General features: G+C 58.8%; 30 protein-coding genes. 20 read left to right on the top strand and 10 right to left on the bottom strand.

The features are described from left to right. Positions 1-101: 101 nt before the first annotated feature. From G5287_RS13000 to G5287_RS12935, 14 genes are all read left to right on the top strand, one after another. Positions 102-674, top strand: coding sequence for a DUF3157 family protein (locus G5287_RS13000; protein WP_421205903.1), 573 nt, complete (start codon positions 102-104; stop codon positions 672-674). A gap of 188 nt (positions 675-862) precedes the next feature. Then, positions 863-1,513, top strand: a complete 651-nt coding sequence (locus G5287_RS12995; protein ID WP_216979351.1) for a porin family protein — start codon at positions 863-865, stop codon at positions 1,511-1,513. Positions 1,514-1,693: 180 nt separating this feature from the next. Next, entirely contained in the window at positions 1,694-2,641 is a 948-nt protein-coding gene (locus tag G5287_RS12990; RefSeq protein WP_005343644.1) for a YbgA family protein, read from the top strand. Between the two features lie 69 nt (positions 2,642-2,710). Then, positions 2,711-3,598 (top strand): MerR family transcriptional regulator, encoded by an 888-nt coding sequence (locus G5287_RS12985; RefSeq protein ID WP_421231406.1) that lies wholly within the window; start codon positions 2,711-2,713, stop codon positions 3,596-3,598. Beyond that, entirely contained in the window at positions 3,595-5,016 is a 1,422-nt protein-coding gene (gene phrB, locus G5287_RS12980) for a deoxyribodipyrimidine photo-lyase (protein WP_421209769.1), read from the top strand. The genes G5287_RS12985 and phrB overlap by 4 nt, the downstream gene beginning before the upstream one ends. A gap of 1 nt (position 5,017) precedes the next feature. Then, complete coding sequence (locus G5287_RS12975; protein ID WP_139410959.1) at positions 5,018-5,446, top strand: nuclear transport factor 2 family protein; 429 nt, start codon at positions 5,018-5,020, stop codon at positions 5,444-5,446. Then, positions 5,443-6,177 (top strand): SDR family NAD(P)-dependent oxidoreductase, encoded by a 735-nt coding sequence (locus G5287_RS12970; RefSeq protein ID WP_201945729.1) that lies wholly within the window; start codon positions 5,443-5,445, stop codon positions 6,175-6,177. Before G5287_RS12975 ends, G5287_RS12970 begins: the two co-directional genes overlap by 4 nt. Further along, complete coding sequence (locus G5287_RS12965) at positions 6,174-7,433, top strand: NAD(P)/FAD-dependent oxidoreductase (protein ID WP_421231405.1); 1,260 nt, start codon at positions 6,174-6,176, stop codon at positions 7,431-7,433. The genes G5287_RS12970 and G5287_RS12965 overlap by 4 nt, the downstream gene beginning before the upstream one ends. Further along, positions 7,430-8,212 carry a DUF1365 domain-containing protein gene (locus tag G5287_RS12960; RefSeq protein ID WP_268011947.1) on the top strand — a complete coding sequence of 261 codons (783 nt, stop codon included), beginning with the start codon at positions 7,430-7,432 and terminating at the stop codon, positions 8,210-8,212. Before G5287_RS12965 ends, G5287_RS12960 begins: the two co-directional genes overlap by 4 nt. Further along, positions 8,212-9,468 carry a cyclopropane-fatty-acyl-phospholipid synthase family protein gene (locus G5287_RS12955; RefSeq protein ID WP_335841662.1) on the top strand — a complete coding sequence of 419 codons (1,257 nt, stop codon included), beginning with the start codon at positions 8,212-8,214 and terminating at the stop codon, positions 9,466-9,468. Before G5287_RS12960 ends, G5287_RS12955 begins: the two co-directional genes overlap by 1 nt. 2 nt (positions 9,469-9,470) lie before the next feature. Further along, on the top strand, positions 9,471-9,947 hold the full coding sequence (locus tag G5287_RS12950) for a DUF2878 domain-containing protein (protein ID WP_421231404.1): 477 nt from the start codon (positions 9,471-9,473) through the stop codon (positions 9,945-9,947). Then, positions 9,944-10,165, top strand: a complete 222-nt coding sequence (locus tag G5287_RS12945) for a TIGR02450 family Trp-rich protein (protein WP_421231403.1) — start codon at positions 9,944-9,946, stop codon at positions 10,163-10,165. Before G5287_RS12950 ends, G5287_RS12945 begins: the two co-directional genes overlap by 4 nt. Further along, a complete protein-coding gene (locus G5287_RS12940) occupies positions 10,122-10,664 on the top strand; it encodes a chalcone isomerase family protein (protein WP_421231402.1) in 543 nt (180 codons plus the stop codon). Before G5287_RS12945 ends, G5287_RS12940 begins: the two co-directional genes overlap by 44 nt. A gap of 14 nt (positions 10,665-10,678) precedes the next feature. Continuing rightward, positions 10,679-11,224 (top strand): DUF3833 domain-containing protein, encoded by a 546-nt coding sequence (locus G5287_RS12935; protein ID WP_421231401.1) that lies wholly within the window; start codon positions 10,679-10,681, stop codon positions 11,222-11,224. Between the two features lie 66 nt (positions 11,225-11,290). On the opposite strand, the gene nqrM is transcribed toward G5287_RS12935, so the two are convergent. The 9 genes from nqrM to G5287_RS12890 all read right to left on the bottom strand — a co-directional run bounded on the left by nqrM (position 11,291) and on the right by G5287_RS12890 (position 19,166). Beyond that, positions 11,291-11,515: a (Na+)-NQR maturation NqrM gene (gene nqrM, locus G5287_RS12930; RefSeq protein WP_216951909.1), complete on the bottom strand. Its 225-nt coding sequence runs from the start codon at positions 11,513-11,515 to the stop codon at positions 11,291-11,293. Positions 11,516-11,524: 9 nt separating this feature from the next. Then, positions 11,525-12,565, bottom strand: a complete 1,041-nt coding sequence (locus G5287_RS12925) for an FAD:protein FMN transferase (RefSeq protein ID WP_216951908.1) — start codon at positions 12,563-12,565, stop codon at positions 11,525-11,527. A gap of 3 nt (positions 12,566-12,568) precedes the next feature. Further along, complete coding sequence (gene nqrF, locus G5287_RS12920; RefSeq protein ID WP_216951907.1) at positions 12,569-13,792, bottom strand: NADH:ubiquinone reductase (Na(+)-transporting) subunit F; 1,224 nt, start codon at positions 13,790-13,792, stop codon at positions 12,569-12,571. Between the two features lie 32 nt (positions 13,793-13,824). Beyond that, positions 13,825-14,421, bottom strand: coding sequence for an NADH:ubiquinone reductase (Na(+)-transporting) subunit E (nqrE, locus tag G5287_RS12915; protein WP_227341212.1), 597 nt, complete (start codon positions 14,419-14,421; stop codon positions 13,825-13,827). A gap of 3 nt (positions 14,422-14,424) precedes the next feature. Continuing rightward, a complete protein-coding gene (locus G5287_RS12910) occupies positions 14,425-15,057 on the bottom strand; it encodes an NADH:ubiquinone reductase (Na(+)-transporting) subunit D (RefSeq protein ID WP_033114212.1) in 633 nt (210 codons plus the stop codon). Then, positions 15,050-15,838 carry a Na(+)-translocating NADH-quinone reductase subunit C gene (locus G5287_RS12905; RefSeq protein ID WP_421231400.1) on the bottom strand — a complete coding sequence of 263 codons (789 nt, stop codon included), beginning with the start codon at positions 15,836-15,838 and terminating at the stop codon, positions 15,050-15,052. The genes G5287_RS12910 and G5287_RS12905 overlap by 8 nt, the downstream gene beginning before the upstream one ends. Then, a complete protein-coding gene (locus tag G5287_RS12900; protein ID WP_216951905.1) occupies positions 15,828-17,057 on the bottom strand; it encodes an NADH:ubiquinone reductase (Na(+)-transporting) subunit B in 1,230 nt (409 codons plus the stop codon). The genes G5287_RS12905 and G5287_RS12900 overlap by 11 nt, the downstream gene beginning before the upstream one ends. Positions 17,058-17,060: 3 nt before the next feature. Next, entirely contained in the window at positions 17,061-18,404 is a 1,344-nt protein-coding gene (locus tag G5287_RS12895; protein WP_421209761.1) for a Na(+)-translocating NADH-quinone reductase subunit A, read from the bottom strand. A 447-nt stretch (positions 18,405-18,851) separates the two neighbouring features. After that, on the bottom strand, positions 18,852-19,166 hold the full coding sequence (locus G5287_RS12890) for a BolA family protein (RefSeq protein ID WP_227341207.1): 315 nt from the start codon (positions 19,164-19,166) through the stop codon (positions 18,852-18,854). Positions 19,167-19,369: 203 nt separating this feature from the next. Here G5287_RS12890 and G5287_RS12885 point away from each other — a divergent pair, with 203 nt between their 5' ends. The 5 genes from G5287_RS12885 (at position 19,370) to G5287_RS12865 (ending at position 24,247) form a co-directional block, all read left to right on the top strand. Further along, complete coding sequence (locus G5287_RS12885; RefSeq protein ID WP_227341205.1) at positions 19,370-20,503, top strand: methyltransferase; 1,134 nt, start codon at positions 19,370-19,372, stop codon at positions 20,501-20,503. Between the two features lie 17 nt (positions 20,504-20,520). Beyond that, positions 20,521-21,105: a YajG family lipoprotein gene (locus tag G5287_RS12880; protein WP_005343685.1), complete on the top strand. Its 585-nt coding sequence runs from the start codon at positions 20,521-20,523 to the stop codon at positions 21,103-21,105. 2 nt (positions 21,106-21,107) lie between these two features. Next, the gene (locus tag G5287_RS12875) at positions 21,108-21,695 is read left to right on the top strand and encodes a peptidylprolyl isomerase (protein WP_421231410.1); all 588 of its coding nucleotides are present in this window, start codon (positions 21,108-21,110) and stop codon (positions 21,693-21,695) included. A gap of 173 nt (positions 21,696-21,868) precedes the next feature. Beyond that, entirely contained in the window at positions 21,869-23,248 is a 1,380-nt protein-coding gene (locus G5287_RS12870) for an AmpG family muropeptide MFS transporter (protein ID WP_421231399.1), read from the top strand. Positions 23,249-23,404: 156 nt separating this feature from the next. Next, positions 23,405-24,247, top strand: coding sequence for an outer membrane protein OmpK (locus G5287_RS12865; RefSeq protein ID WP_204385165.1), 843 nt, complete (start codon positions 23,405-23,407; stop codon positions 24,245-24,247). 97 nt (positions 24,248-24,344) lie between these two features. On the opposite strand, the gene G5287_RS12860 is transcribed toward G5287_RS12865, so the two are convergent. Further along, the gene (locus G5287_RS12860; protein WP_216951900.1) at positions 24,345-24,827 is read right to left on the bottom strand and encodes a YajQ family cyclic di-GMP-binding protein; all 483 of its coding nucleotides are present in this window, start codon (positions 24,825-24,827) and stop codon (positions 24,345-24,347) included. A gap of 201 nt (positions 24,828-25,028) precedes the next feature. Between G5287_RS12860 and G5287_RS12855 the strand changes: the two genes are divergently transcribed. Continuing rightward, on the top strand, positions 25,029-25,982 hold the full coding sequence (locus tag G5287_RS12855) for a ketopantoate reductase family protein (protein WP_227341202.1): 954 nt from the start codon (positions 25,029-25,031) through the stop codon (positions 25,980-25,982). Positions 25,983-26,019 lie beyond the last annotated feature (37 nt).

Genomic DNA, 26,019 nt, shown 5'->3' with positions numbered 1-26,019 from the left:
GGGCAAGCGACGCCGGAGCCAGAACGTGAGTGCTGTCATAGGCAAGGGGTGGCGGGACTGTTTATACTGTCGCCCTTTCACCTGTTGCCGAGCTTCGCCCTATGAAACCCTTCTCCCGTCTGCTGATTGCCCTGTGCCTCTCCCCCGTGTTGGCGCAGGCTGCCCCTCTTTCTCAGGTGACGCTGCCCGATGGTCGGCAGGTTCAGCTCAACGATGACTTTACCTGGGAGTATCTGGTGGTCAAACCGGCCGAACCCGTGCAGGGTATGGCTGCTGATGGGAAAGCGGGGGCCGTGGTGGCGGTTGCCGCCCCGGTACTGACCGAGCAGGCCAAGGCCAACCCCGAATTGCTGTCACAAGCGGCACGCGACGGTGTGGTGGTCAAGCTGGACAAGCTCGAGGGGTCTGATCCGTTGGCGCTGACCTTTATGGTGAGCAATACCGGCAGCCGCAATGTGGTCGGGGTGCGCGGCATGGTGACTCTGTTCAGTGCTGACGGTGTGCAGTTGGTGCGTCAGGAAGCCCGTTTCTGGGTCGCCGAGAATCGCTTGCCGGAGACCTATCTGCGCAAGGGGCAAGTCCGTCCGTCGCTGGCCCTCGAGATCCCCCGTCCTGCCGGATTGACCGGGCAGCCCTTGGTCAGGGTCGAAATTGATGAGGTGGTCTTCCGCTGATTTGGTGTTGTCCGGCCCATGCAAACCGCTTGGGCCGGCAATTTGTTACCCCTGACATCTCGGGAAATATCTGCTTACATCTGACATGGTTTTGCAATAGCTTGCCGCTCGGCAAGCCGGGATGCTGACCGCACAATGACTCCATACCAGCTCGCTAGCAACGGGCCCAATCACATGGAGTTATCATCATGAAAAAAGCAACTGTATCTCTTCTGGTTCTGGCCGGTTTCGCCTCTACTTCCGCTCTGGCACAGGATGCGTTCAGCTACGCAAAGGGCGGTTTGACCTGGGCGCACACCAAGTCTGATTACCTTAGCCAAGACAGCGCTGCATTTCCCCGTGATGCTGCCAGCAAAGGTACCCGTGATTTTGGTGGTCTGAGCCTGGACCTCTCAAAGAGCTTTGGCTCCAACTTCTACGGTCGTGCCGGAACCGAATTCACCTCCCGCAACGACGGCAATGACAGCATGTCCATCTCCAGCCTGGGTATCGGTGTCTTTACCCCGCTGAGCACAGGACTCAATCTCTATGGCGAAACCGGTTTGATGGGCTATCAACTTGAGCGTGAGCTGGCCAAGAACAACAAGGGATGGGACGAAGTGGCTCGCAAGGATAGTGGCAGCATGTACGGTGAAGTGGGTCTGCGCTACGACATCGGCGACATCGAGCTTTCCACGGCTTACCGTTACGCCAACATGACCGATGATATGCATGACTTCAAGGTAGGCGGTGCTTACAAGCTCAACCAGAACTGGGCGCTGACTGCCGACTACACCTATCGCAGCTGGGATCTGCAGAAAGGCTCCATCTCCAGCCTGGGTGTGAAATACAGTTTCTAATCCCCCTTCCAGTAGTCCGTAGTGTCTTGATTTTTACCCATGGCGTTCGCCATGGGTTTTTTCGTTTTCCAGTGATCTCTTTTTTCTCCTTGTGTCGTATCAGTCGGCGATAGTTATACAACTTCCATTTTTTTGTATAACTGCTATAACTGAATCAAGGTTTATACAAGGAGTGCCATCATGTACAAGATTAAAGTCGGTATCAGTGCTTGCCTGCTGGGACAAGAGGTGCGTTTCGACGGGGGCCACAAGCGCTCCAGCTTCTGCGAACGGGATCTTGGCGCTCACTTTGACTATCACCCCGTCTGTCCCGAGATGGCTATCGGTCTGGGGGCGCCTCGCGCCGCCATCCGGCTGGTCAAGCGCAACGGCGAGATCCGTGCCGAGGCGAGCAATGGTAGCTTCGATGTCACTGAAAAGCTGATTGCGTTCAGCGAGCAGAAGGCACGCCAGCTCGACTTCATCTCCGGCTATATCCTCTGTGCCAAATCACCCAGCTGCGGTATGGAGCGGGTCAAGGTCTATGGCGCCAACAATGAGGGGAGCGCCAAGGAGGGGATCGGCCTCTTTGCCAAGGCGTTGATGGAGGCCAACCCCCTGTTGCCGGTGGAAGAGGATGGCCGGCTCTGTGATCCCATCCTGCGGGAGAATTTCGTGCTGCGGGTCTTCGCTTACCACGACTGGCAGCAGCTCTGTGCGCGTGGTATCACCGCCTCTGCGCTGATCCGCTTCCACTCCCGCTACAAGTATCTGGTGCTCTCCCACGCCACCACCCACTACAGGGCGCTCGGCAAGCTGCTCGGCAATCTGGGCAAGTCCACCAATTTGCAGGAGGTGGCCGACAACTACATCAAGGGATTGATGACCGCGCTGACCCTGCGGGCCAACCGTCGCAGCCACACCAATGTGCTGATGCACCTGCAGGGCTACTTCAAGCGGGTGCTGACCCCGGCCCAGAAGCAGGAGCTGGCCGATACCATCGACAAGTACCGCACCGGCATCTTCCCCTTGCTGGTGCCGCTCACCTTGATCCGCCACTACCTGCGCGAGTACCCCAATCCCTATCTCGCCGAGCAGGTTTATCTCAATCCGCACCCCGATACGCTCAAATTGCGTTACGGGCTCTGAATCCGTTCTGTTGCCCCGGCGCATGGTTTGCATCGGGGCGCTTTACACCTCTGTTTGATGGACGTTGTCATGTCTGATTTATCGCAAGAAGTTGCTCCTCTGGCTGATGAGGGGATCTACCCCATTCGCGAGGTCTCCCGTCTCACCGGCGTCAACGCCGTGACCCTGCGTGCCTGGCAGCGCCGCTATGGTCTGGTGCAACCGGCCCGCACCGAAAAGGGCCACCGCCTCTACAGCGAGCAGGATATCCGCCAAATCGGCGAGATCCTGAGCTGGCTGGAGCGGGGTGTGAGTATCGGGCAGGTGAAGGGGCTCCTGAGCGAACCCCATTCCGAGCCGGTGAGCGATCACTGGCAGCAGACTCTGGAGCAGTTCAGTCAGGCGTTGCTCGCCTTCAACCAGCGCAAGGCGGAGGCTGAGCTCAACGATCTGCTGGCGAGCTACCCGTTCGAGCTGGTGCGCAGCCGGGTACTGCAACCGCTTGTGGAGCGGCTGCTGGGGCTGTGGCGCGAGCGGCCCGATGGCGAGTTGCTGCAACAGGTGTGGCTGGGCTGGCTCCATACCCGCTTCGCCCGCCACCTGATCGAGCAGGAGAAGGGCGTGCCGATCACGCTGGCGAGTTGGGGGCAAGTCGGCCCCCTCGATCTGGTCTGGGCCGCTTACGAGCTGATCGGTCAGGGTTATGAGGTGCAACTGCTGGGGGCGGTCGAGCCGCGCCATGCCAGCTTGCTGGAGGGGCGTGCCGTTACCCCCTGGCTGGTATTGCTGGGGGCAGGGCTTGGCAAACAGGAGCTGGCCGCCGAGTGGCCCGCAGGCACGCGCCTGTTTGGCGAACTGGGTCGTCTCTACGACGATGAGTGGCTGAAAGCACACGGCTGGCAGGCGAGCCTTGCCGAGCTGATGGCGAACGCACCTGCTGCGGCTGGCGCCAGCGGACGCGGGAGGAAAAAATCATGAAACTGGTCTGGTTTCGCAACGATCTGCGCCTTGCCGACAACCCGGCGCTGCGGCATGCCTGCGCCGGTGATGGACCGGTCGCCGCGCTCTTTATCATCTCTCCTACCCAGTGGCGGCAGCACAAAATGGCCCCCATCCGTCAGCGCTTTATGTTGGCGCAGGTGGATGAGTTGGGCCGCGAGCTGGCGGCGCTCGGCATCCCGCTCCATCTGCTGCGAGTGGAGACCTTTGCCGAGGTGCCCGCTGCGTTGGCAAACCTCTGCCGCGAGCAGGGTGTGACCCAGCTCTATGCCAATCAGGCTATCGAGATCGATGAGCAGCGTCGCGACCATGCCGTCAGCGCCGCGCTGGCTGATCAGGCGGTGAGCTGTCACTGGTTCAACGGCTGTTGCGTATTGCCGCCGGGGCGGGTGCTGACCGGCTCGGGTGAGATGTTCAAGGTGTTCACCCCCTTCAGCTGTGCCTGGCTCAAGGCCCTCGATGAAGAGGGGTTTGTCATTCATCGCGCCCCAGCGCCCCGTGGCGAGTCGTTGCCGTGGCAGCCGCTGGCCGAACGTGCGTGGGTTGATGAGGCGCTCGGCGAGCTGACGGCGGATCCCCGCTGGCCAGTGGGGGAGGCGGAAGCTCAGCGTCGTTTGAACATTTTTCTGGAGCAGGCGGTGCTCGACTATGGCGAGACCCGCGATTTTCCTGCCATCGCGGGCACCTCTGTGCTCTCCCCCTATCTGGCGGCGGGCATCATCAGCCCGCGCCAGTGTGTGGCGGCGCTCCAGCAGCGGCTCGGCTATCGGCCCCAGTCCAAGGCTCAGCCCGGCTTTGTCTGGCTAAACGAACTTATCTGGCGCGAGTTCTATCGCCACCTGCTGGTGCTGATCCCGACTCTTTCGATGAATCGCCCCTTCAAGCCCGAGACGGCGGCCTTGCCGTGGAGCTGGGATCCGGATGCCTTCGCCGCCTGGTGCGAGGGGCGCACCGGCTACCCCATCGTCGATGCGGCGATGCGTTGTCTCAACGCCACCGGCTGGATGCACAACCGGCTGCGAATGATAGTGGCGAGCTTTCTCACCAAGGATCTCCATATCCACTGGCGGCTCGGGGAGGATTACTTCATGAGTCGACTCATCGACGGGGATCTGGCAGCCAACAATGGCGGCTGGCAGTGGGCTGCAGGCACCGGTGCCGATGCGGCCCCCTACTTTCGGGTCTTCAACCCCACCACTCAGGGGCAACGATTTGATCCACAAGGGGAGTTTATCCGTACTTGGGTAACTGAACTGGCCGATATTCCTGCCGCTTATGTGCATCAGCCCCACGACTGGCTGCGACTCAAGGGGCGACAGGATTATCCGGCACCCATGGTGGATCACGCCGTTGCCCGGGTGAGAGCCATCGAGATGTTTCGCTCTCTGGAGAAATAGGATGAACGAGCCGCTGGCCCGCTTTATTGGCCTCTATCAGCAACTGGACAAACAGCAGTTGCATCGCTTGCCCGAGGTCTATGCCGAACAGGTGGTCTTTATCGATCCGGCTCACCGTATCGAGGGGCTGGCGGCCCTTGGCGACTATTTTGCCGCCCTCTATCAGCGTCTCGCCTACTGCCGTTTCGTCATCACCAGTCAGCAGCAGCAAGGGCCACAGGCCTGGCTCGGCTGGACCATGACCTTCTCTCACCCCAGATTGCGTGGTGGTGAGCCGGTGACGGTGGAGGGGGCCACCCGCCTCGAATTCGACGAGGCGGGCAAGGTGTGCCAGCACAGGGACTATTTTGACCTGGGCGCCATGCTCTACGAGCAGTTGCCGTTGCTCGGGCCAGTGGTTCGCACCATCAAGATGAGGCTTGGCGCATGAGCGGCCGGGTGCTTATCACAGGCGCGACCTCCGGCATAGGTCGCCAGTTGGCGCTGGATTACCGGCGCGCCGGCTGGCAGGTGTGGGGTTGTGGCCGCGATGGTGAACGGCTGCAGGCGCTGGGGCTGGATGGCGTCACTCCGCTGCAGTTCGATGCCCGTGATCTGGCCGCAATGAGCGGGATAGCCGCTACGCTGCCATCCCTCGATCTGCTAATCCTCAACGCAGGCAACTGCGAGTACATGGATGTCGGCGAGGGGTTTGACAGCGAGCTGTTTGCCCGTGTCATCGACACCAATCTGACCGCTACCGGCCATGCGCTGGCCGCCTTCTTGCCGTTGCTAGGGGCTGGGTCACGGCTGGCCATCGTCAGTTCGTCGGTGAGCTGGCTGCCGCTGCCACGAGCCGAGGCCTATGGCGCCTCCAAGGCGGCCCTCGACTATCTGGCGGATACCTTGCGCCTCGATTTGGCCAGCAAAGGGATCGGGGTGACCCTGATCCGCCCCGGCTTTGTCCAGACGCCGCTCACCGCCAAAAATGATTTTCCCATGCCCTGTCTGGTGACGGTGGAGCAGGCCTCCCGCGCCATCATGGACGGGCTGACCGCTGGTCGTCACCAGATCCACTTTCCCCGCCGTTTCATCTGGTTGCTGCGCCTGCTTGGTGCGCTGCCGGTGGGGCTCTGGCTGCGCCTTGGCCGCGCACTCGTATCGAAAGGAAGCCATTCATGAAGAAAAAGATCGCCATCGTCGGTTCAGGGATCTCGGGGCTCACCGCCGGTTTTCTGCTCCACAAACTCCATGACATCACCCTGTTCGAAGCGGCGCCGACCCTGGGCGGTCACACCGCCACCGTCGATGTGAATCAGGCTGGCCGCAGCTATGCCATCGACACCGGCTTTATCGTCTTCAACGATCGTACCTACCCCAACTTCTTGAAGTTGCTGGCGCGGATTGGCATGGCGCGCCAACCGGCCGAGATGAGCTTCTCGGTAAAGAGCCCGGAGGGGCTGGAGTACAACGGCCACAATCTCGATACCCTGTTTGCCCAGCGCAGCAATCTGCTGAGTCCGCGCTTCTATGGCTTTGTCGCCGAGATCTTGCGGTTCAACCGGGAGGCGCGGGCCTGGCTGGCGGATGGTCAGCATCAGGGGGCTGGCCCCGAGCTGACGCTGGGGGATTTTTTGCTGGCGGGGGAGTTTAGCGACTACTTCGCCCGCCACTACATCTTGCCGATGGGGGCGGCGATCTGGTCATCGACCCTGGCCGATATGCGCGCCTTTCCCCTTGGCTTCTTCCTGCGCTTTTTTGCCAACCACGGCCTGCTGGATGTGGCCAATCGCCCCCAGTGGTACGTGATCCCGGGTGGCTCGCGGGAATATATCGGCCCCCTTACCGCGGGTTGGCAGTCGCAGATCCGACTCGCCTGTCCGGTGAAGAGCGTACGGCGGGACGCGGATGGCGTTGTGATCCAGAGCAGTTACGGCGAGGAGCGGTTTGACGAGGTGATCTTCGCCTGCCACAGCGATCAGGCGCTGGCGCTGCTGGCGGATCCCGGCGAGCGGGAGCAGGCCATCCTCGGCGACATGCCCTATCAGGCCAACGATGTCTGGCTCCATACCGATGCTCGCTGCCTGCCCACCCGCCGCAAGGCATGGGCCAGCTGGAACTATCAGCTCGATGGCAATGACGAGGCGCGGCCGCTGGTGAGCTACAACATGAACATCCTGCAGGGGGTGAACTCGCCGGAGCCCTTCTGCGTCAGCCTCAACCCCAAGGGCAAGGTGGATGAGAGCAAGGTACTGCGCCGCTTCGTCTACCACCATCCGGTGTTCAATCAGGCCTCCATCGCCGCTCAGCAGCGGCGCGCGGAGATCTGCGGCCAGCAGCACACCCATTTCTGTGGCGCCTACTGGTACAACGGCTTCCACGAGGATGGGGTGTGCAGCGCGCTGGATGTCGCCAGGCGCTTCGGTGCCGAGCTATGAACGGCGCCACCGTGGCCACCGAACATGAGGGCGCTGGCGAACTGGCCGGTGTCACTAGCGCCATCTGGCAGGGTTCGGTGCGCCACCGCCGTTTCGCACCTCGGGCCCACGCCTTCTCCTACAGCCTCTTTATGCTGGGACTGGATCTCGACGAACTGCCGCAGCTCGATCAGGGGCGCTGGTTCGGTGTGGAGCGCTCGGGGCTGCTCTCGTTTCACCGCCATGATTATCTCAAGGGCAGTGAGGGAAGCCTCAAGCAGGCGGTGTGGCAGAAGGTGAGCGAACTGGGGGGCGATGCCGACCCCGAGGGGCGGGTGCTGCTGCTCGGCAATGTGCGTTGTCTGGGCTTCTACTTCAGTCCGGTCAACTTCTACTTCTGCTACCGGCAGGGCGAGGCGCGCTATCTGCTGGCGGAGGTGTCGAACACCCCCTGGAACGAGCGTCACTACTACCTGCTGGATCTGGCGGCGCTGGCGCCCCATGATAAGGATTTTCACGTCTCCCCCTTTATGGGGCTGGCGATGCGTTATCACTGGCGGATCAGGCCGCCCGCGCAGGAGACACTGATCCATATCGAGAGTCATCCCGTATCCGGTGAAGCCAAGCTGTTTGACGCAACCCTGGCGCTCACTCGCGAACCCTTGTCGCGCAAGGGGCTGGTGGCCCTGCTGGCCCGCTGGCCCTGGATGACCATGAAGGTACTGCTCGGGATCTACTGGCAGGCCCTGCGTCTTTTTATCAAACGAACCCCGATTTTTACCCATCCGGAGAGCCGCTAATGGAACTTGCTCAATCAACCCTCTCTGCCTCTTTCATCGACAAGGGGGCAAGGCAACTGCTGCTCAATCTGCTGGGACGCCTTGAACATGGCCAACTGCTGCTGCGGGATGGCGGTGAGCGCCACAGCTTTGGCGTGGCGGGCACCGATCTGCATGCCGAACTGGTGGTGCAGGATCCGGCCTTCTATCGTCGCTTGTTGCTGGGAGGCAGCATCGCCGCTGGGGAAACCTGGGTGGAGGGGCTCTGGACCAGCCCGGATCCGGTGGCGCTGGTGCGGCTGCTGGCCCGCAACCTGACCCTGCTCGACTCCCTTGAGCGGCGCCTCGGCTGGCTCAGTTTCCCGTTCAATAAGGTGCGCCACTGGCTTAATCGCAATACCCTGACCGGCTCGCGCTCCAACATTGCCGCCCACTACGATCTCGGCAATACCCTCTATCAGGGGTTTCTCGACAGCCATATGCAGTACTCGAGCGCCATCTACCCGAGCGCCGACGCCACTCTGGAAGAGGGGCAGCAGGCCAAGCTGCGTACCATCTGCGAGCGGTTGGAGCTGGGCCCTGACGATCATCTGCTGGAGATCGGCACCGGCTGGGGCGGCCTCGCCGTCTATGCCGCCCGCCACTATGGCTGCCGGGTGACCACCACGACTATCTCCCGGGCCCAGCATGACTACGCCAAGGAGTGGATTGCGCGGGAGGGGCTGGGGGATCGCATCACCTTGCTGCTGGAGGATTACCGCAAGCTGGAGGGCACCTATGACAAGCTGGTCTCCATCGAGATGATCGAGGCGGTGGGCCACGCCTTCCTGCCCGACTATTTCCGCCAGTTGTCACGGTTGCTCAAGCCGGGTGGCCGCCTGCTCATTCAGGCCATTACCATCGCCGATCAGCGTCATGCCCAGTATCTGCGCGGGGTTGATTTCATCCAGCGCTACATCTTCCCCGGTGGCTGCCTGCCGAGCGTCTCCCAGATGGCGGGGTTGCTGGCACGGGAGACCGATATGCAGCTGGTGCGGCTGCACGATCACGGCCATCACTATGCTCGCACCCTGGCTCACTGGTGCGATCGCTTTCTGGCGCTGGCGCCCGAGCTGCCCAAGCTCGGTTACAGCCAGGATTTCATCCGGCTGTGGCACTTCTACTTCGCCTATTGCGAGGGGGGATTCTGGGAGCGCACCATCAGTCTGGTGCAGCTGGAGGCCGCCAAGCCGGGGCCCGCTGGCTGGTCGGGTGATGTGCCAGTAAGCGGTCACTGACCATGTGGCAGTGGGCTCATCTGCTGGGGTTCAACCTCTACTGGTTGCTGGCGGTGAAGTGGCAGCAGCCGGGCCCGCTGCTGGCAATGTTGCTGCTGCACTTTATTTTCTCACCCAGCCGCCAGCGTGACTGGCGGCTGCTTCCCATCGCGGTCGTCGGCTGTCTGCTGGATGCCCTGCTCTGGCAGCTCGGCCTGTTCCGGTTCCCGTCCGGTTTTCCCCTCTGGCTGGTGCTGCTCTGGCTCGGTTTTGCCCTGACGCTGGCCCACGGTATGCGCTGGCTGCTGAGCTTGCCTCGCTGGCAGCAGGCGCTGTTTGGCGTATTTGGCGGCACCTCCTCCTATGTGGCGGGGGCCGCCATGGGGGCAGTAAACTTACCCTGGGGCATATGGATCAGCACGGCGCTGCTGGCAGTGATCTGGATGTGGTGGTTACCCGTACTCCTGTGGGTAATGGTCAAGCTGGAGGGTGAGTCATGACAAACACCTTTTCGACCGACTCGTTGCTTTTTTCCAAATGGACCAAAGAGGGCCAGCATGAGCTCGCTGATCGCTTCTATCTGGTGGTTGCCTGCCAGCGGAACGCGAAAGGGGAGCTGATGCAGGTGGTGATGCAGGATATCAACACCCTGCAGGAACAGGAGATGGACTGGCATGAACTGGAAGACCCCAACCACTGGCATATGGGGTGGAATTAACCCGCTGATGCTGGCGTTTGCGCTCTTTGCTGCAACCGCAGTGCAGGCTTCTGCCGCCCCCTGGCAGCAGTTGCGCCCGGTCGGGCAGGGGGAGATGAACTGGCTCTGGTTCAAGCTCTACGATGCCACCCTCTACAGCGCGAGCGGGCGCTATCAGCCCGGTCACTATCCACAGGCTCTGACTCTCACCTATGCCCGATCCATCGAGCGGGAAGATCTGCTGAGCGCCACCGCCGCCGAGTGGCAGCGGCTAGGTCTTGGCACTGACGCCGAGCGTCAGCGCTGGCTCGGCCAGCTCGCTGCACTCTGGCCCGATGTGCAGGCAGGCGACAAGCTCACCTTCTATGTCGACAAGGAGGGGGCAGGCCACTTCTGGTGGCAGGAAAAACCCCTCGGCACTCTGGCCGATCCGCAATTCTCGGCCGCTTTTCTCGCCATCTGGCTGGCTGACAACAGCCGCGATCCCGCCCTGACCCGCCGCCTGCGTGGCCAACCCTGAACATGGAGTTTCCAATGTTTTTCTATCGTGCATACCGCTGGTTGCTGTTGCTCCCTTTTTTGCTGCTGAGCGGCTGTGGTGCCAGTCTCGATGACTATCGGGGGCAGGGGCCAAGCTGGGATCTCGCCCGTTTCTTCAACGGTAAATTAGTGGCTCACGGCCTGGTAACCGACCGCAGCGGCGAAGTGACCAGTCGCTTTCGGGTCGAGATGGTGGGTCGTTGGAAGGATGGCAAGGGAGAGCTGTTCGAGCAGTTCTACTTTGATGATGGCCGCCAGCAGACCCGTACCTGGTATCTGAGCAAGGGGGTTGACGGTCACTGGCGAGGTACTGCTTCCGATGTGGTGGGGGAGGCGATGGGTAAAAGCCAAGGGTTTGCCCTCAACTGGCATTATCAGCTTGATCTGGCGCTGCCGGATGGCGAGGTAGTGCGGGTGAGCTTCGATGACTGGATGTATCTGCTGGACGAAGATCGTCTGATCAATCGTGCCGAGATCAGCAAGTTCGGTATCCATCTTGGCGAGGTGATCCTCTATATCGAACGTCAGCCTGACCGTTAACGCAAGATAACGCCCAGTAAAAAGCGCGCCGATGGCGCGCTTTTGTTTATCGAACAATCAGAGTCATCAGATGATGCGGTTCTCTTCCAGCATCTTGCGACGGGCCTCTTCCTTGGCCATCTTCTTCTTGCGATTGTCGCAGGGCTCGGGGCAGTCGCACTCTTTCTCGATGCCAACGCTTCCCAGACCGCCACAGGAGCCGGAGATGGATTTTTTCTGGAAGATATAGCCGATAGCCATGGCGGCTATCACCAGCATGAATACCCCGAAGGTGATCAGAAAAACCTGCATCTATCCTCCCTATTTCCTGACCAGATACTGTTTGAACGCATCGGAGTAGGCCTCTTCAAAGCCGTTGTCCGTCTTGGTGATCACGAAGATCGCCAGGCCGCGCTCTTTGGCATAGGCCAGGCTCTTCTCCGGTCCCATTACCATGAATACGGTCGCCAGCCCGTCTGCGGTCATGCAGGAGGGGTGGATCACGGTGACCGACACCATGCGGTGCTGGATTGGCTTGCCGGTGCGTGGATCTATGGTGTGGGAGAAGCGCTGGCCATCCATCTCATAGTAGTTGCGATATTCGCCCGAAGTGGCCACTCCGTTGTCACCCGGAACGATCACCTCCTGCACCGAACCGGCATTGGCTGTCGGCTTTTCGATGGCAACGCGCCAGGGGTGTCCCTTGCCGTTGACGCCATTGATCCGCAGCTCGCCGCCGATCTCCACCAGATAGTTGCGCGCACCCAGAGACTCCAGATACTCGGCCACCTTGTCGACACCAAAGCCCTTGGCAATGGCGGAGAGATCAACGTAAAGATCCGGGATGTCCTTTTGCAGGGTGTCGGCATCGACCGAAGTGATGACGTGCAGGTTGCCCAGGCCGGTCTTCTGACGGGTCTGGGTGATCAGCTCCTCTGATGGCATCTTGGTCGGCCGTTTGTCCGGACCGAAGCCCCACAGATTGACCAAGGGGCCGACGGTGACGTCCAGCGCCCCCTGGCTCTCACGGCCAATATGAATGGCTTCTGTAATGACCCGCGCGGTGTCCCGCGATACCACTACCGGTGTCGAACTGTGGTGCTGATTGAAGCGCGACAGTTCGGAATCGGGGCGATAGGTGGACATCTGATCGTTGACTCGCTCCAGCAGTACATCGACCTCGGCCTGAAACTTGGCTGCATCGCTGATGACGTTGTCCGCCACCTTGATGGAGTAGTAAGTGCCCATGGTGCTGCCGGTGATATGGATCTCCGGTTTCGACTGGACCGTGCTTTCCTGACCGCACCCTGTCAAGAAAAAGGCTAGCCCGAAGGCTAGCCAGGTCTTTACAACGCTGTTCATGGATTAACCACCAAAGTCATCCAGCAGGATGTTTTCGTCCTCAACGCCCAGATCTTTGAGCATGTTGATGACGGCTGCGTTCATCACGGGAGGTCCACACATGTAGAACTCGCAATCTTCCGGCGCTTCGTGGTTCTTGAGATAGTTCTCGTAGAGCACGTTGTGGATGAAGCCGGTGTAGCCATCCCAGTTGTCTTCCGGTTGCGGATCGGACAGGGCTACGTTCCAGGTGAAGTTCTCGTTCTCGGCCGCCAGCATGTCGAAGTCTTCGACATAGAACATCTCGCGTTTGGAACGGGCACCGTACCAGAAGCTCATCTTGCGCTTGGACTTCAGGCGACGCAGCTGGTCGAAGATATGGGAACGCATCGGCGCCATACCTGCACCACCACCGATGAATACCATTTCGGCATCGGTATCCTTGGCGAAGAACTCACCGAACGGACCGGAGATAGTCACCTTGTCGCCAGCCTTCAGGCTGAAGATGTAGGAGGACATCTGTCCCGGAGGGGCAGTCCAGTTGCTCGGGGGCGGGGTCGCGATACGCACGTTCAGCATGATGATGCCGAACTCTTCCGGATAGTTTGCCATGGAGTAGGCACGGATGATCGGCTCATCGACCTTGGACTCCAGCTCAAAAATCTTGAAGCGATCCCAGTCACCGCGATACTCCTCGGGAATATCGAAGTTCTTGTAGTAGACATGGTGAGCCGGCGCTTCGATCTGGATATAACCACCGGCGCGGAACGGTACGCTCTCGCCATCGGGGATCTGCAGCTTGAGCTCCTTGATGAAGGTGGCCTTGTTATCGTTGGAGATAACAGTACATTCCCACTTCTTCACCCCGAAGATCTCTTCCGGCAGTTCGATGTCCATGTCGCCACGCACGGTGACCTGGCAGGCCAGACGCTCGCCGTGACGGGCTTCACCCTTGCTGATGTGATCCAGTTCGGTCGGCAGGATGTCGCCGCCACCGGATTTCACCCGTACCTTGCACTGGCCGCAGGAGCCACCGCCGCCACAGGCGGAAGAGACGAAGATACCGTTGCCGGCGAGTACGCCGAGCAGCTTGCCACCGGCCGGGCTGGTCACAGCCTTGGCCGGGTCACCATTGATGCTGATTGTCACGTCGCCCGCGGTCACCAGCTTGGACTTGGCGAACAGAATGACTGCCACCAGTGCCAGCAGGATCACGGTAAACATGACCACACCCAAAATAATTTCCATCTATCGTTCCTTTCTGATTGCAGGAAAGCCGATTACAGGGAGATACCAGAGAAGGACATGAAGCCCAGCGCCATCAGACCGGCGGTGATGAAGGTGATGCCCAGACCACGCAGGCCTTCCGGAACATCGGAGTACTTCATCTTCTCGCGGATACCCGCCAGCGCAACGATCGCCAGCATCCAGCCTGCCCCTGAGCCCACGCCGTAGACCACAGACTCCACGAAGGTGTAGTCACGCTGCACCATGAAGGAGACGCCACCGAAGATGGCGCAGTTCACGGTGATGAGCGGCAGGAAGATGCCCAGCGCGTTGTAGAGAGCCGGGAAGTACTTGTCCAGCGCCATCTCCAGGATCTGTACCAGCGCTGCGATCACCCCGATAAAGGTGATGAAGCTCAGGAAGCTCAGATCTAGGTCAGGGGAGAGAGCTCCGGCCTTCAGCACGTAGTTGTAGATCAGGTTGTTGACCGGTACGGCGATGGTTTGCACCACGATAACGGCAATACCCAGACCCATGGAGGTCTTGACCTTCTTGGATACCGCCAGGAAGGTACACATCCCCAGGAAGAAGGAGAGTGCCAGGTTTTCGATGAAGATCGATTTAATCAACAGACTCAGATAGTGTTCCATACCTTAATCCTTCGCCTCCACCTGCTTGGGATCCTTGGTGCGCACGCCCCAGATGATCAGACCAATGATGAAGAATGCACTCGGCGGCAGCAGCAGGAGGCCGTTGGGTACATACCAGCCACCGTTGTTCACTAGCGGCAGCAGCTCGATGCCAAACCAGGTGCCGGAGCCCAGCAGTTCACGCACGGTCGCGACACTCAGCAGAATGGCGCCATAGCCCAGACCGTTACCGATACCATCTAGGAAGGAGGGGAGCGGCGCGCTCTTCATGGCGTAGGCTTCGGCGCGGCCCATCACGATACAGTTGGTAATGATGAGACCGACGAAGACTGACAGCTGCTTGGAGATGTCATAGGCATACGCCTTGAGCACCTGGTCAACCACGATAACCAGCGAGGCGATGATCGCCATCTGGGCAATGATCCGCACGCTGTTCGGGATCTGGTTGCGGATCAGGGAGATGAACAGGTTTGAGAAGGCGGTGACCGCCATGACCGCAAGGGTCATTACAAACGCTGTCTTCATCTGGCTGGTAACCGCCAGTGCGGAACAGACACCCAGCACCTGCAAGGCGATGGGGTTGTTGCCCAGCACTGGAGTCAACAGCAACTTTTTCATTTCGCTCTTGTCAGCCATTGTTGATTTCTCCTGCACGAACCTTGGCCAGGAAAGGACCGAAGCCCTTGGGACCCATCCAGAAGTCAAAGGTATGCTGTACACCGTTACCGGTCAGGGTAGCACCGGAGAGACCGTCGATCTCGTGCTCGGAGCCCGCCGGAGCGTGACCCTTGATGACGCGCAGCGCCGGCATGCCATCCTGATCGAACAGCTTCTTGCCGACAAACAGCTCGCGCCAGGCCGGATTTTCGATCTCGCCACCCAGACCCGGGGTTTCACCGTGGTCATAGTAGGTGATGCCCTTGATGGTCTGGCCATCAGCGGCAACGGCGACGAAGGCATACATGGTCGACCACAGACCCTGACCGTAGATGGGCAGGATGATGCTGTCGATCTTGCCTTCGGCATCCTTGGCGAAGAATACCGGGATCTGCTTGGAGATCTGACGCAGGCTGGCCTTGTCGTCAGCGGCGGCAAGACGGATGCTGCGGGCCGGATCTTTGGCTGCCTGCTTGGTGTCGAAGTTGTCGGCATCGCCGTCAACAAAGTCACCGGTCGCCAGATCCACCAGACGCGCTTCGATCTTCTCGCCATACAGTTTGGCCAGGTCGCGCTTGGCCACTTCGCTCACATCCACACCGGCTACGGCGAGAATGTTGCTCTGCTTGTCCAGCGCCTTGTTTTCCTGCTGGGTAGAACGCAGGCCCACAGCTGCAACGGATACCACGATGGAACAGGCCAGACACAGGCCGGTGACCACGCTGATGGTGCCGAAGGTTGAGTCTTTATTAAACGCCACGAGCAATCCTCCGCTTGATGTTTGCCTGAGCGACGAAGTGGTCAAACAGGGGAGCAAACAGGTTTGCAAACAGAATGGCCAGCATCATGCCTTCCGGGAACGCAGGGTTGACCACGCGAACCAGCACGACCATCACGCCGATCAGGGCGCCGTACCACCACTTGCCCTTGTTGGTAAAGGCGGCGGAGACAGGGTCGGTCGCCATGAAGGCCATACCGAAGGCGAAGCCACCCAGTACCAGATGCCAGTGCCACGGCATGTTGAACATGGGGTTGGTATCGGAACCGATGACGTTGAACAGCAGGGAAGTGGCGATCATACCGACCATCACGCCGGCGATGATGCGCCAGGAGGCGATGCGCATATAGACGATCATGGCCGCACCCAGCAGGATCATCAGGGTGGAGACTTCACCGATGGAACCCGGCAGGTTGCCAAGGAAAGCGTCCATCCAGCTGATAGCCTGACCGGTGGCACCGTTGATCAGCGCCATCTGGCCGCCCTGAGCCCACTGGCTCAGCGCGGTTGCACCGGAGTAGCCATCAACGGCAACCCAGACTGCGTCACCGGAGATTTGGCCTGGGTAGGCGAAGAACAGGAAGGCACGACCTGCCAGCGCAGGGTTCAGGAAGTTTTTGCCGGTACCACCGAACACTTCCTTGGCCATTACCACACCGAAGGTGATGCCCAGCGCAGCTTGCCACAAGGGCAGCTCGGGCGGCACGATCAGGGCAAACAGGATGGAGGTCACGAAGAAGCCTTCGTTGATCTCGTGCTTGCGCACCATGGCAAACAGCACTTCCCAGAAACCACCGACAAAGAAGACGGTGATGTAGATCGGGAAGAAGTGGGTGGCGCCAATCAGCATCTTGCTGCCGATACCGGCAACAGACGGATCGAGGGAGGCACCCAGCATGGTGGCCAGGGCATATTGCCAGCTGCTGGCACCGGCTGCCGAGCCCATGTGGGCAATGGCGGCGATGGCCTGGTTGCCAACGTTGTACATGCCCCAGAACATGGCCGGGAACACGGCCAGCCACACCATGATCATCATGCGCTTCAGATCGAGCGCATCACGGACGTGGGCGGCATTGCGGGTAACGCTACCCGGGGTATAGAACAGGGTATACGCCGCTTCGAACAGGGCGTAGTACTTGGCGTACTTTCCACCCGGTTCGAAGTGATGTTCCATATTTTCAAGAAGTTGCTTGAAACTCATCGCTTAACCTTCCAGTTCAATCTTGGTCAGGCACTCACGCAAGATAGGGCCGTACTCGGTCTTGCCGGGGCAAACGAAAGTACAGAGGGCCAAATCTTCCTCATCCAGCTCCAGGCAGCCCAGTGCTTGCGCACCGTCGGTATCGCCGGAGACCATGTCCCGCAGCAGCAGGGTAGGCAGGATGTCGAGTGGCATCACCCGTTCATAGTTGCCGATAGGCACCATGGAACGGTCACTACCGTTGGTAGTGGTGGTGAAGTTGATAAGGCGACCCTTCATCAGATGAGAGAGGGTGGTGCGGGTGATGGAGAACTTGTTGGCACTGGGGTTGATCCAGCCCAGGAACTCTTTCTCGCGACCCTCGCCCAGTGCACAGACCTGATTGTGGTAACGACCCAGATAGTCGTGAACACCCTCAGCCTTGGCGCCGCTCAGCAGGGAACCGGAGATGACGCGGTTTTCATCGGCACGCAGCTCATTGTTGGTGAGTTGGCTGATGCAGGCCCCCAGACGGGTACGCAGCAGACGCGGCTTGAGCACATTCGGGCCGGCCAGCGCGATCACCTTGTCGGTGCAGATCTGACCGGTGGTGAACAGCTTGCCGAATGCGATCACATCCTGATAGTTGATGTGCCACTGCACCTTGGTGCTGCTGACCGGATCTAGGAAGTGGATATGGGTACCCGGCAGACCGGCAGGGTGCGGACCGACGAAGATCTCTTCCTTGACCTGAGCCAAAGAGGAGTGAGGCAGACTGCCTTCGCCTTTACAGACATAGACGGTGCCGTCGGTCAGGCGGGTCAATACGGCCAGACCATCGAGGAAGGCCTGCGGCTGTTCCTTGATAATCAGCTCGGCATCGGCAGCCAGCGGGTTGGTGTCCATCGCGGTCACGAAGATGGCGCGCGGGGCTGAGCCAACCGCAGGGACTTTGCTGAACGGGCGAGTGCGCAGTGCTATCCACTGACCTGATGCAACCAGGATCTCTTGCACCTTGCTGCGCTCGAGCTTGACCAGCTCGGAAGAGGCAAAATGCTCGAAGGTCACCTGTTCATCGGAGCCGTCGAGGTCGATGACCACTGACTGGAGCACACGTTTGGCTCCACGGTTGATCTCTGAAACTACGCCGGTGGCGGGGGCCGTGAATTTAACGCCGGGATTCTTCTTGTCTTCGAAGAGCTCCTGACCTTTGATGACGCGATCACCTACTTTGACGAACATAGTAGGTCGCATCCCCACGAACTCCTCGCCCAGTGTAGCAACACGGGTGATGGCGGGGCCATCGTAGATTACTTGCTCTGGCGCACCCAGCACGGGGATGTCCAGTCCTCTTTTGATTGTAATCATACTTAATTGCACTACCGTTACGGGAAGAGAGGTTGGTTAGCGCCGAGAAATACATCACGACGGGTGGTTGAATGAGTCGCTGTTGTGGCTGCGCCGGGTGGTCAGGCTCAGCAATTATTCAACATGCGAGGTCACTCAAAAGCGCTTGAGTCTACCACTTAAGGCCCATTTTCTGCCATGCCAAATAGGCAAAATCCCTGCGTCATCACAAAATTAACCTGCAATGAATAACCCCTGAATTCCTTGTAAGCTGTGGTTTTAAAGGTTTTTTTAGTTTAATACCCCCATGGGGGTATGCTTGTGTAAGGCTGTGACTAAGCCGCCAGGGAAAACTGAATTAAATACCTATTTATGGTTGTCAGGATCAGCAGGCTGGCGGCTTTTTGTTTAATTTTTGTTTGTCACCCATAGGGTGGTGGGTCAGAGCAATGGGTGACAGCTAGCCGTTCAGGAGTGCGAGGGGTTGCCAACACAAGCTGGTGTGCGTGGTGCCTTACCCTTCTCCTGCCACTCGCTTGCCGTGTAGGTATGCAGTGCAAGTGCATGGACAGCGCCGGCCAGTTCATCGGCCAGGATGGCGTTGACCTGACGATGGCGAGAGAGAAGGCGCTGACCCGCAAACTGTTCGCTGACGATCACCACCTTGAAGTGGCTCTCAGAGCCCGGCTCCACTCGGTGCATGTGGCTCTCGTTGATCACTTCCAGCAGAGTGGGGGAGAGGGCTGCCGTCAGCTTGGCTTCAATCAGTTGTTGGATGGTCATAGGATCAGCTTCCAGAGTGAATGTCGGGCCATTCTATCGGCTGTCTAGGTGTGGAATAAGCCCCCGCAAAAGGAAAATCGCCTGCTATCCGTTCATTGGCACGCTCCGAACTGGTGAAATTCCTGCTCCTCGCTAGAATAGCGCCACTTTGCGTCGCCCCTGGCGCCTGTATCCATGAATCAAGCCGAGGTTGGACTCTTCCTATGCAAACCCTTCTCGACACTCCCCATTGCCAGCTCACGCTCTACCGCTATCCGCGCCAGAGTCAGGAGACACTGCAAGCCTGGGATGCGGCTGACGAATATCTGATCAACACTCTGGCGGAGTCCCCCCTCGAGCAGGCGGGCCACGTCATCATCATGAATGACGGTTTTGGCGCGCTTGCCGCCTATCTGCATCCGCACTCCCCCTGCTGTGTCACCGACTCCTACATCAGTGAGCGGGCTACCATGGCCAATTTGGCCGAAAATGGGCTGGATACGAGCGGGATTACCTTGCAGGATGCGTTGGCACCGCTGCCCGATGCTCCTGCGCTGGTGGTGATCAAGGTCTCCAAATATCAGGCACTGCTGGAGCAGCAACTGCTGGCGCTGCGGGAGGTGGTGACACCGGCAACCCGCGTTATCGCTGCCGGCAAGGCGAAGGATATTCATACCTCCACCCTCAAGTTGTTCGAGAAGTATCTGGGGCCTACCCGTACCTCGTTGGCCTGGAAGAAGGCGCGTCTCATTCACTGCGAGCCGCAGGCAGAACGCCCCGCGCTGGCCAACCCCTTCCCGACTGTCTGGCCGTTGGAGGGGAGTGGCATGCTCATCCACAACCACGCCAACGTCTTCTCGCGCACCAGTCTCGATATCGGTGCCCGCTTTATGCTGGACAACCTGCCCATCCACAGTGCCCGCAAGGTGATCGATCTGGGCTGTGGCAACGGGGTGTTGGGGTTATCGCTGCTCGCCAAAGATAGCGAGGTGGAGGTGACCTTTATCGATGAATCCTATATGGCGGTCGCCTCGGCACAGCTCAACGTCGAGCACAATCTGCCCGATGCTCTGCCGCGTGCCCGCTTTATGGTCAATAACTGTCTCGACGGGGTGGCGGTAGGTTCGGCGGATCGGATCCTCTGCAACCCTCCTTTCCATCAGTTACAGGCGATCACCGATCATATCGCCTGGCAGATGTTCAGCGATGCGCACCGGGTGTTGCCTCAGGGGGGTGAACTCTGGATAGTAGGCAACCGTCATCTGGACTATCACAACAAACTCAAGCGCTTGTTTGCCAACGCACAAGTCGTTGCGTCGAACAGCAAATTCGTTATTTTGAAAGCCATCAAACGCTAAAGCCAAAGGAAACCATGATGAAAAAGTCACTCTTGCTGCTGGCCGCCCTGATGCTGGGCGGGTGTGCCACTCATTGGCCGGAGACGGCGCTGCTCAATCCGCAGGTGATCCCCGCCAACCAGCAATATTACTCTGGCAATCGCATCACCATGGAAGGGGTAGACAAGCGTGAGGCTGCCTATGTCTTCTCCATCAAACACAAGGAGAAAGCGCCGGTGCTGGTCAACAGCGAGCGCCCGCTCAATCTGCTGATGGCCGAACGGCTGGCGGAAGGACTGCGTAGTCAGGGTCTGGAAGTGGGCAACAGTGGTACCACCAACCTGACGCTGGTGATCTCCAGTGCCGCGGTCAATGTGGAAGAGAAGACCTTTACCTATGTCACCAAGTCCCGTGTCAGCCTGCAGGTGATCGCCGATTTCCAGGGTAACCGTCTGACCAAGCAGTTCAACATGTCCTCCAGCAAGGAGAGCCCGAGCGAGCCAAGCATGGCCGATCTCGAGTCTACACTGAACCTGCAACTGGGTAGCGTGCTGCAGCAGATCATGGCCGATGAGGCTCTGCGCGGTTACCTTAAAGGTCAACCGAACGGCGCAGGGGTCTGATGATGAAAAAACTTTGGTTGCTGGCCATGTTGATCGCCCCGCTGGCGTTCGCGGGTCCGAAAGTCAGAATGGAGACCAACCACGGCAATATCGTGGTGGAGCTGGCGTCCAAGCAGGCGCCCCAGACGGTGAAAAACTTCCTGCGCTACGTGGCTGATGGCAGCTATGACGGCAGCATCTTCCACCGGGTGATCCAGGATTTCGTGGTGCAGGGTGGGGGCTACAACCAGCAGTTCCAGCAACTGCCAACTTATGAGCCGGTGGTCAACGAGTCTCGCGGTGGCTTGCCCAACAAGCGCGGCACTATCGCCATGGCCCGCACCCAGGCAGTCGACAGTGCCACTCGCCAGTTCTACTTCAATCTGGTCGATAACAATAACCTCAACGCCAATGCTGGTGCGGGGTATACCGTGTTCGGCCAGGTGGTGCAGGGGATGGAAGTGCTGGACAAGTTGGCCCAGGTTCAGACCGGTTACAGCCCCATTTTGCGTGCCAACGATGTGCCGACCAGTCCCATCATTCTGAAGAAGGTGGTCTTGCTGGCAGAAACTCCGGCAGACAAGAAAGTCGACAAGAAAGCGGGCAAGTAACTCTCGCCGGACGCGGTTCGTCACCTCGCCCTCGTCAGGCCACAATAAAAGGCTCATCCCGTTCGGGATGAGCCTTTTCTCTATCCGGGCTTCTTTTGCCTATCTCTTTGCTCGCCTTGGCTATCTGCCATCAACCTGCCAAAATGACGCACTTTTCCAAAGTCGTCAGGTAGTTGAACATGATCCGCAAACCAAGCTGGAGAGAGTCCCTCGCCGTCTATCTCGAATTTCGGGTGTTTATTCTCTTTGCCATGGGTTTTTCATCGGGTCTGCCGTTGCTACTGGTGTTCGGTACCCTCTCATTCTGGTTGCGCGAGGCCGATGTCAGCCTGACCGATATCGGCTATATGAGCTGGGTGGCGCTCGCCTATGGCTTTAAATGGCTTTGGTCGCCGCTGGTGGATCGCATGCCGCTGCCGTTGCTCTCCGCGCTGCTGGGGCGTCGCCGCAGTTGGATGTTCTTCTCCCAGTTGTTGATTGCCGCCGCGCTGGTCGGCATGGCGTTCTGCGATCCCAAGACCGAGCTGGCCCAGCTGGCGATGTTTGCCCTGCTGGTGGCCTTTGCCTCGGCCACGCAGGATATCGTCATCGACGCCTATCGCATCGAATCCGCCCCCGAGCGGCTACAGGCGGCGATGGCTGCCTCCTACATGACCGGTTACCGGCTGGCGATGATCATGGCGGGCGCCGGTGCGCTGGCACTGGCAGCGTGGTTTGGCAGCAACAGCGGCTATGACTATCGTGGCTGGCAGATTACCTATCTGGTGATGGCGGGTCTGATGTCACTCGGGGTCATCACCACGCTGTTTTGCCACGAGCCGGATATCGATCTGGCCGAGCAGGGTAAACAACAGGCCGAACGCAAGGCGCAGCTCCTGGAAAAAGGGTGGCCTGCGCTGCTGGCGAGTGCGGGGGCCTGGGGCTATGAGGCGGTCTGGTGTCCGTTTGCTGACTTCTTTCGTCGCTATGGCAGCTCGGCGCTGCTGATCCTGGCTCTGATCGCCTGCTATCGGGTTGCCGATGTGGTGATGGGGGTGATGTCCAACAGCTTCTATGTGGATATGCAGTTCAGCAAGACCGAAGTCGCCACTATCACCAAGGTGTTTGGCGTTATCATGACGCTGGTGGGGGCGGCACTGGGGGGCGTGCTGGTGATGCGCTTTGGCACGCTGCGGATCCTGTTTCTGGGGGCGCTGCTCACCGCCAGCACCAATCTGCTGTTCGCTCTGCTCAATCAGGTTGGCCATAATCTCGAGCTGCTGACCCTGATCATTTCGCTGGATAACCTCAGCGCCGGCATCGCCACTGCGGCATTTGTCACCTATTTGTCCAGCCTGACCAATGTGGCATTTTCGGCGACGCAATACGCACTGTTCAGCTCGGTGATGTTGCTGCTGCCCAAGTTGCTAGCCGGTTTTTCGGGACAGGTGGTGGAGCAGATTGGCTACAGTGCTTTCTTCGTCGGCACCAGTCTGTTGGGCTTGCCTGTGTTGTTGTTGATTGTGCTGGTCGCCCGCAAGGGGGGTGAGTTGTTCTCAGATGCTGACAAATAGCAAGCGTTTGCGTAGAATCGGGGGTGATTAGATTCACACTTCCGGATAAAGTTCCCGAGAAGTTGTTTCACCCCCAATTTTATTTGATTAGAATTCCTCTCGCTCCTTGTGGGCAGGCTACGGAAAACCTCAACTAACGCACAAGAGACCAATAAAATGGCCAAATTTACCAAGACTCTGATCGCTGCCGGTCTGCTGGCTGCTGCCGCTACTCCGGCCTTTGCTGCTGACTACAGCGGTGACATCCACAAGAATGACTACAAGTGGATGCAGTTCAACGTAATGCATACCATCGACCAGCGTCCTTTCACTACCGGTGAAGAGGACTACAACGATACCTATTTTGAAATGGAGTTCGGTGGTCGCTCCGGCCTGTTTGACCTGTACGGTTACGTCGACGTATTCGATATTTTCGACTCCCGTCACAGCAATAAACACCATGGTCAGAACCTGTTCATGAAGTTTGCACCGCGTATGTCTCTGGATGCGCTGACAGGTAAAGATCTCTCCTTTGGTCCTGTGCAAGAGCTTTACATTGCCAACCTGAACAACGTTGGTGACAAGCAGATGGAAAACCAGCTGGGTCTGGGTGCCGATGTGATGGTTCCCTGGTTTGGCAAGGTTGGCATGAACCTGTATGCACGTCACGCCACCGAGAACCAGTTCTTCACCGAAGAAGAAGGTGAGTGGAACGGTTATCAGTTCTCCATGAACTGGTTCAAGCCTTTCTATACCTTCGGCAATGGCAGCTTTGTCTCCTACCAGGGTTATCTGGATTATCAATTCGGCCTGGATACCCATGACCGTGCTGACCGTACCAGCGACAACCTGGCCACCTTCCACGGTATCTACTGGCACTCCGATCGCTACGCGGTTGGTTATGGCCTGAAGTATTTCATGGATGCCTACGGTACCAAAGATGGCTCCAAAGCCTACGACGGTACCCCGTGGAAGAGCACCGGCTTCAGCCACTACTTCTCTGTTACCTACAAGTTCTAATAAAACTTGGGGAACAAAAAACCGGAGCATTTGCTCCGGTTTTTTTATGCTCGGACGATTAAAGAAGAGGAGAAGGGAGAGCCCTTCTCTCCCATCATCAGTCGCGGAAATTCTGAAACTGCATCGGTTGGCCCAGGTCGGCGCCACGGACCAGTGCCATGGTCTCTTGCAGATCGTCACGCTTCTTGCCGGTGACACGTACTTCATCACCCTGGATGGCGACCTGTACCTTGATCTTGGAGTCCTTGATCAGCTTGACCAGCTTCTTGGCGATCTCTTTCTCGATCCCCTGTTTGAACTTGACGGTCAGGTGGAAGCGTTTGCCGGAGTGAACGGAGTCACCCACTTCCATGGAGCTGTTTTCGATGTTGCGCTTGAGCAGGGCACCGCGCAGGATTTCGACCATCTGCTTGAGCTGGAAATCGGCATCGGCTTCCAGCTTTACCTCTTCTTTGTTCAACTCGAAGCTGGCTTCTACCCCACGAAAATCGAAACGGGTGGCCAGTTCACGATTGGCGTTGTCGACTGCGTTCAACACCTCGTTCATTTTGACTTCAGAGACAATATCGAATGACGGCATAGCCGAAGCTCCTCATGTTGCGTTATCGGGGGCCAAATCTACCAGAAATACGGCAAATTTGCTGATTTTGATGGGAGTGCTCTGCTAGAATCCCCTGCGCACAGGAAGGTTGGACCCGTTAGTGTCCGTTCGCGCTATTTTTCATTTATTCCCGGTAACAGGTTGAGAGGATTGCAACCCTTACCCTGACAGAGTCACATCATGCCAAGCGGATTAAAAAATTCCCGACAACCCGTTATGCCACCTGTAGCGCCCAAGTGGACACTGCTCGGGTGCGGAGCTCTCGGCGGCGTTTTTGCCTCCCTGCTGACCCAGAGCGGTCAATCCACCCGAGTCTTGTTGCGTGAGCATCATCAATCTACCCTGCACCCCGGATTTGACTTTACTTCGTTGGAGGGGCAGGTACAGCTGCTCAATATCGAACGTGCATTTGCCGGCCAGCCGGGAAAAATCCAGCGTCTGTTGGTGATGACCAAGGCCAGTCAGGTGGTTGGCGCCCTGGCTCCACTGGTTGGCCATCTGGATGCTGGCGTGCCGATCGTACTGCTGCACAACGGGATGGGGATTGCCGAGAAGGTGGTCCAGATGTTTCCGCATAACCCGGTGATTGCAGGGGTGACCAGCCATGGTGCCATGAAGGCGGGCCATTTCGTGTTCCGTCATACCGGCAAGGGGGAAACCTGGTTGGGGCCATTTAACGAGGCGGCCAAGGCTCATGCATCACTGGCAGATGAGTTGGCGCAGGCATTGGGTCAGGCGGGTTGGGATGAGCAGATAGTGGCACGCCAGTGGCAAAAGCTGGCCATCAACTGTGCCATCAATCCCCTGACGGCCCTCTACAAGCTGAAAAATGGCGAGCTAGCTGGCCCCCGTTTTGCCGATGCCCTGCAGCAGATCTGCGTGGAGGTGGCGGATGTGATGTGCGCCGAAGGAGTTGCAACAACGGCAGAGGAGTTGCAGCGTCGGGTGATGACAGTGGTGGAACTGACAGCTGACAATTACTCCTCCATGCATCAGGATATGGAGCTGGGACGCGAGACCGAGATTGAGGCCATCACCGGCTTCCTGTTGGCCAAGGCTGCCCGGCATGGCATTGCCGTACCGGTCAATCAGGGTCTCTATCAGGCGATTAAAGAGAAGAGTCAGGCCGTCTGATCTTTTACATGGCAGAGCAAGCTGCAAGGAGGCGAAC

The sequence above is a fragment of the Aeromonas sp. 603079 genome (assembly GCF_049172135.1).
GTDB lineage: Bacteria > Pseudomonadota > Gammaproteobacteria > Enterobacterales > Aeromonadaceae > Aeromonas > Aeromonas veronii.
This window is presented reverse-complemented; position numbering and strand designations above follow the sequence as displayed.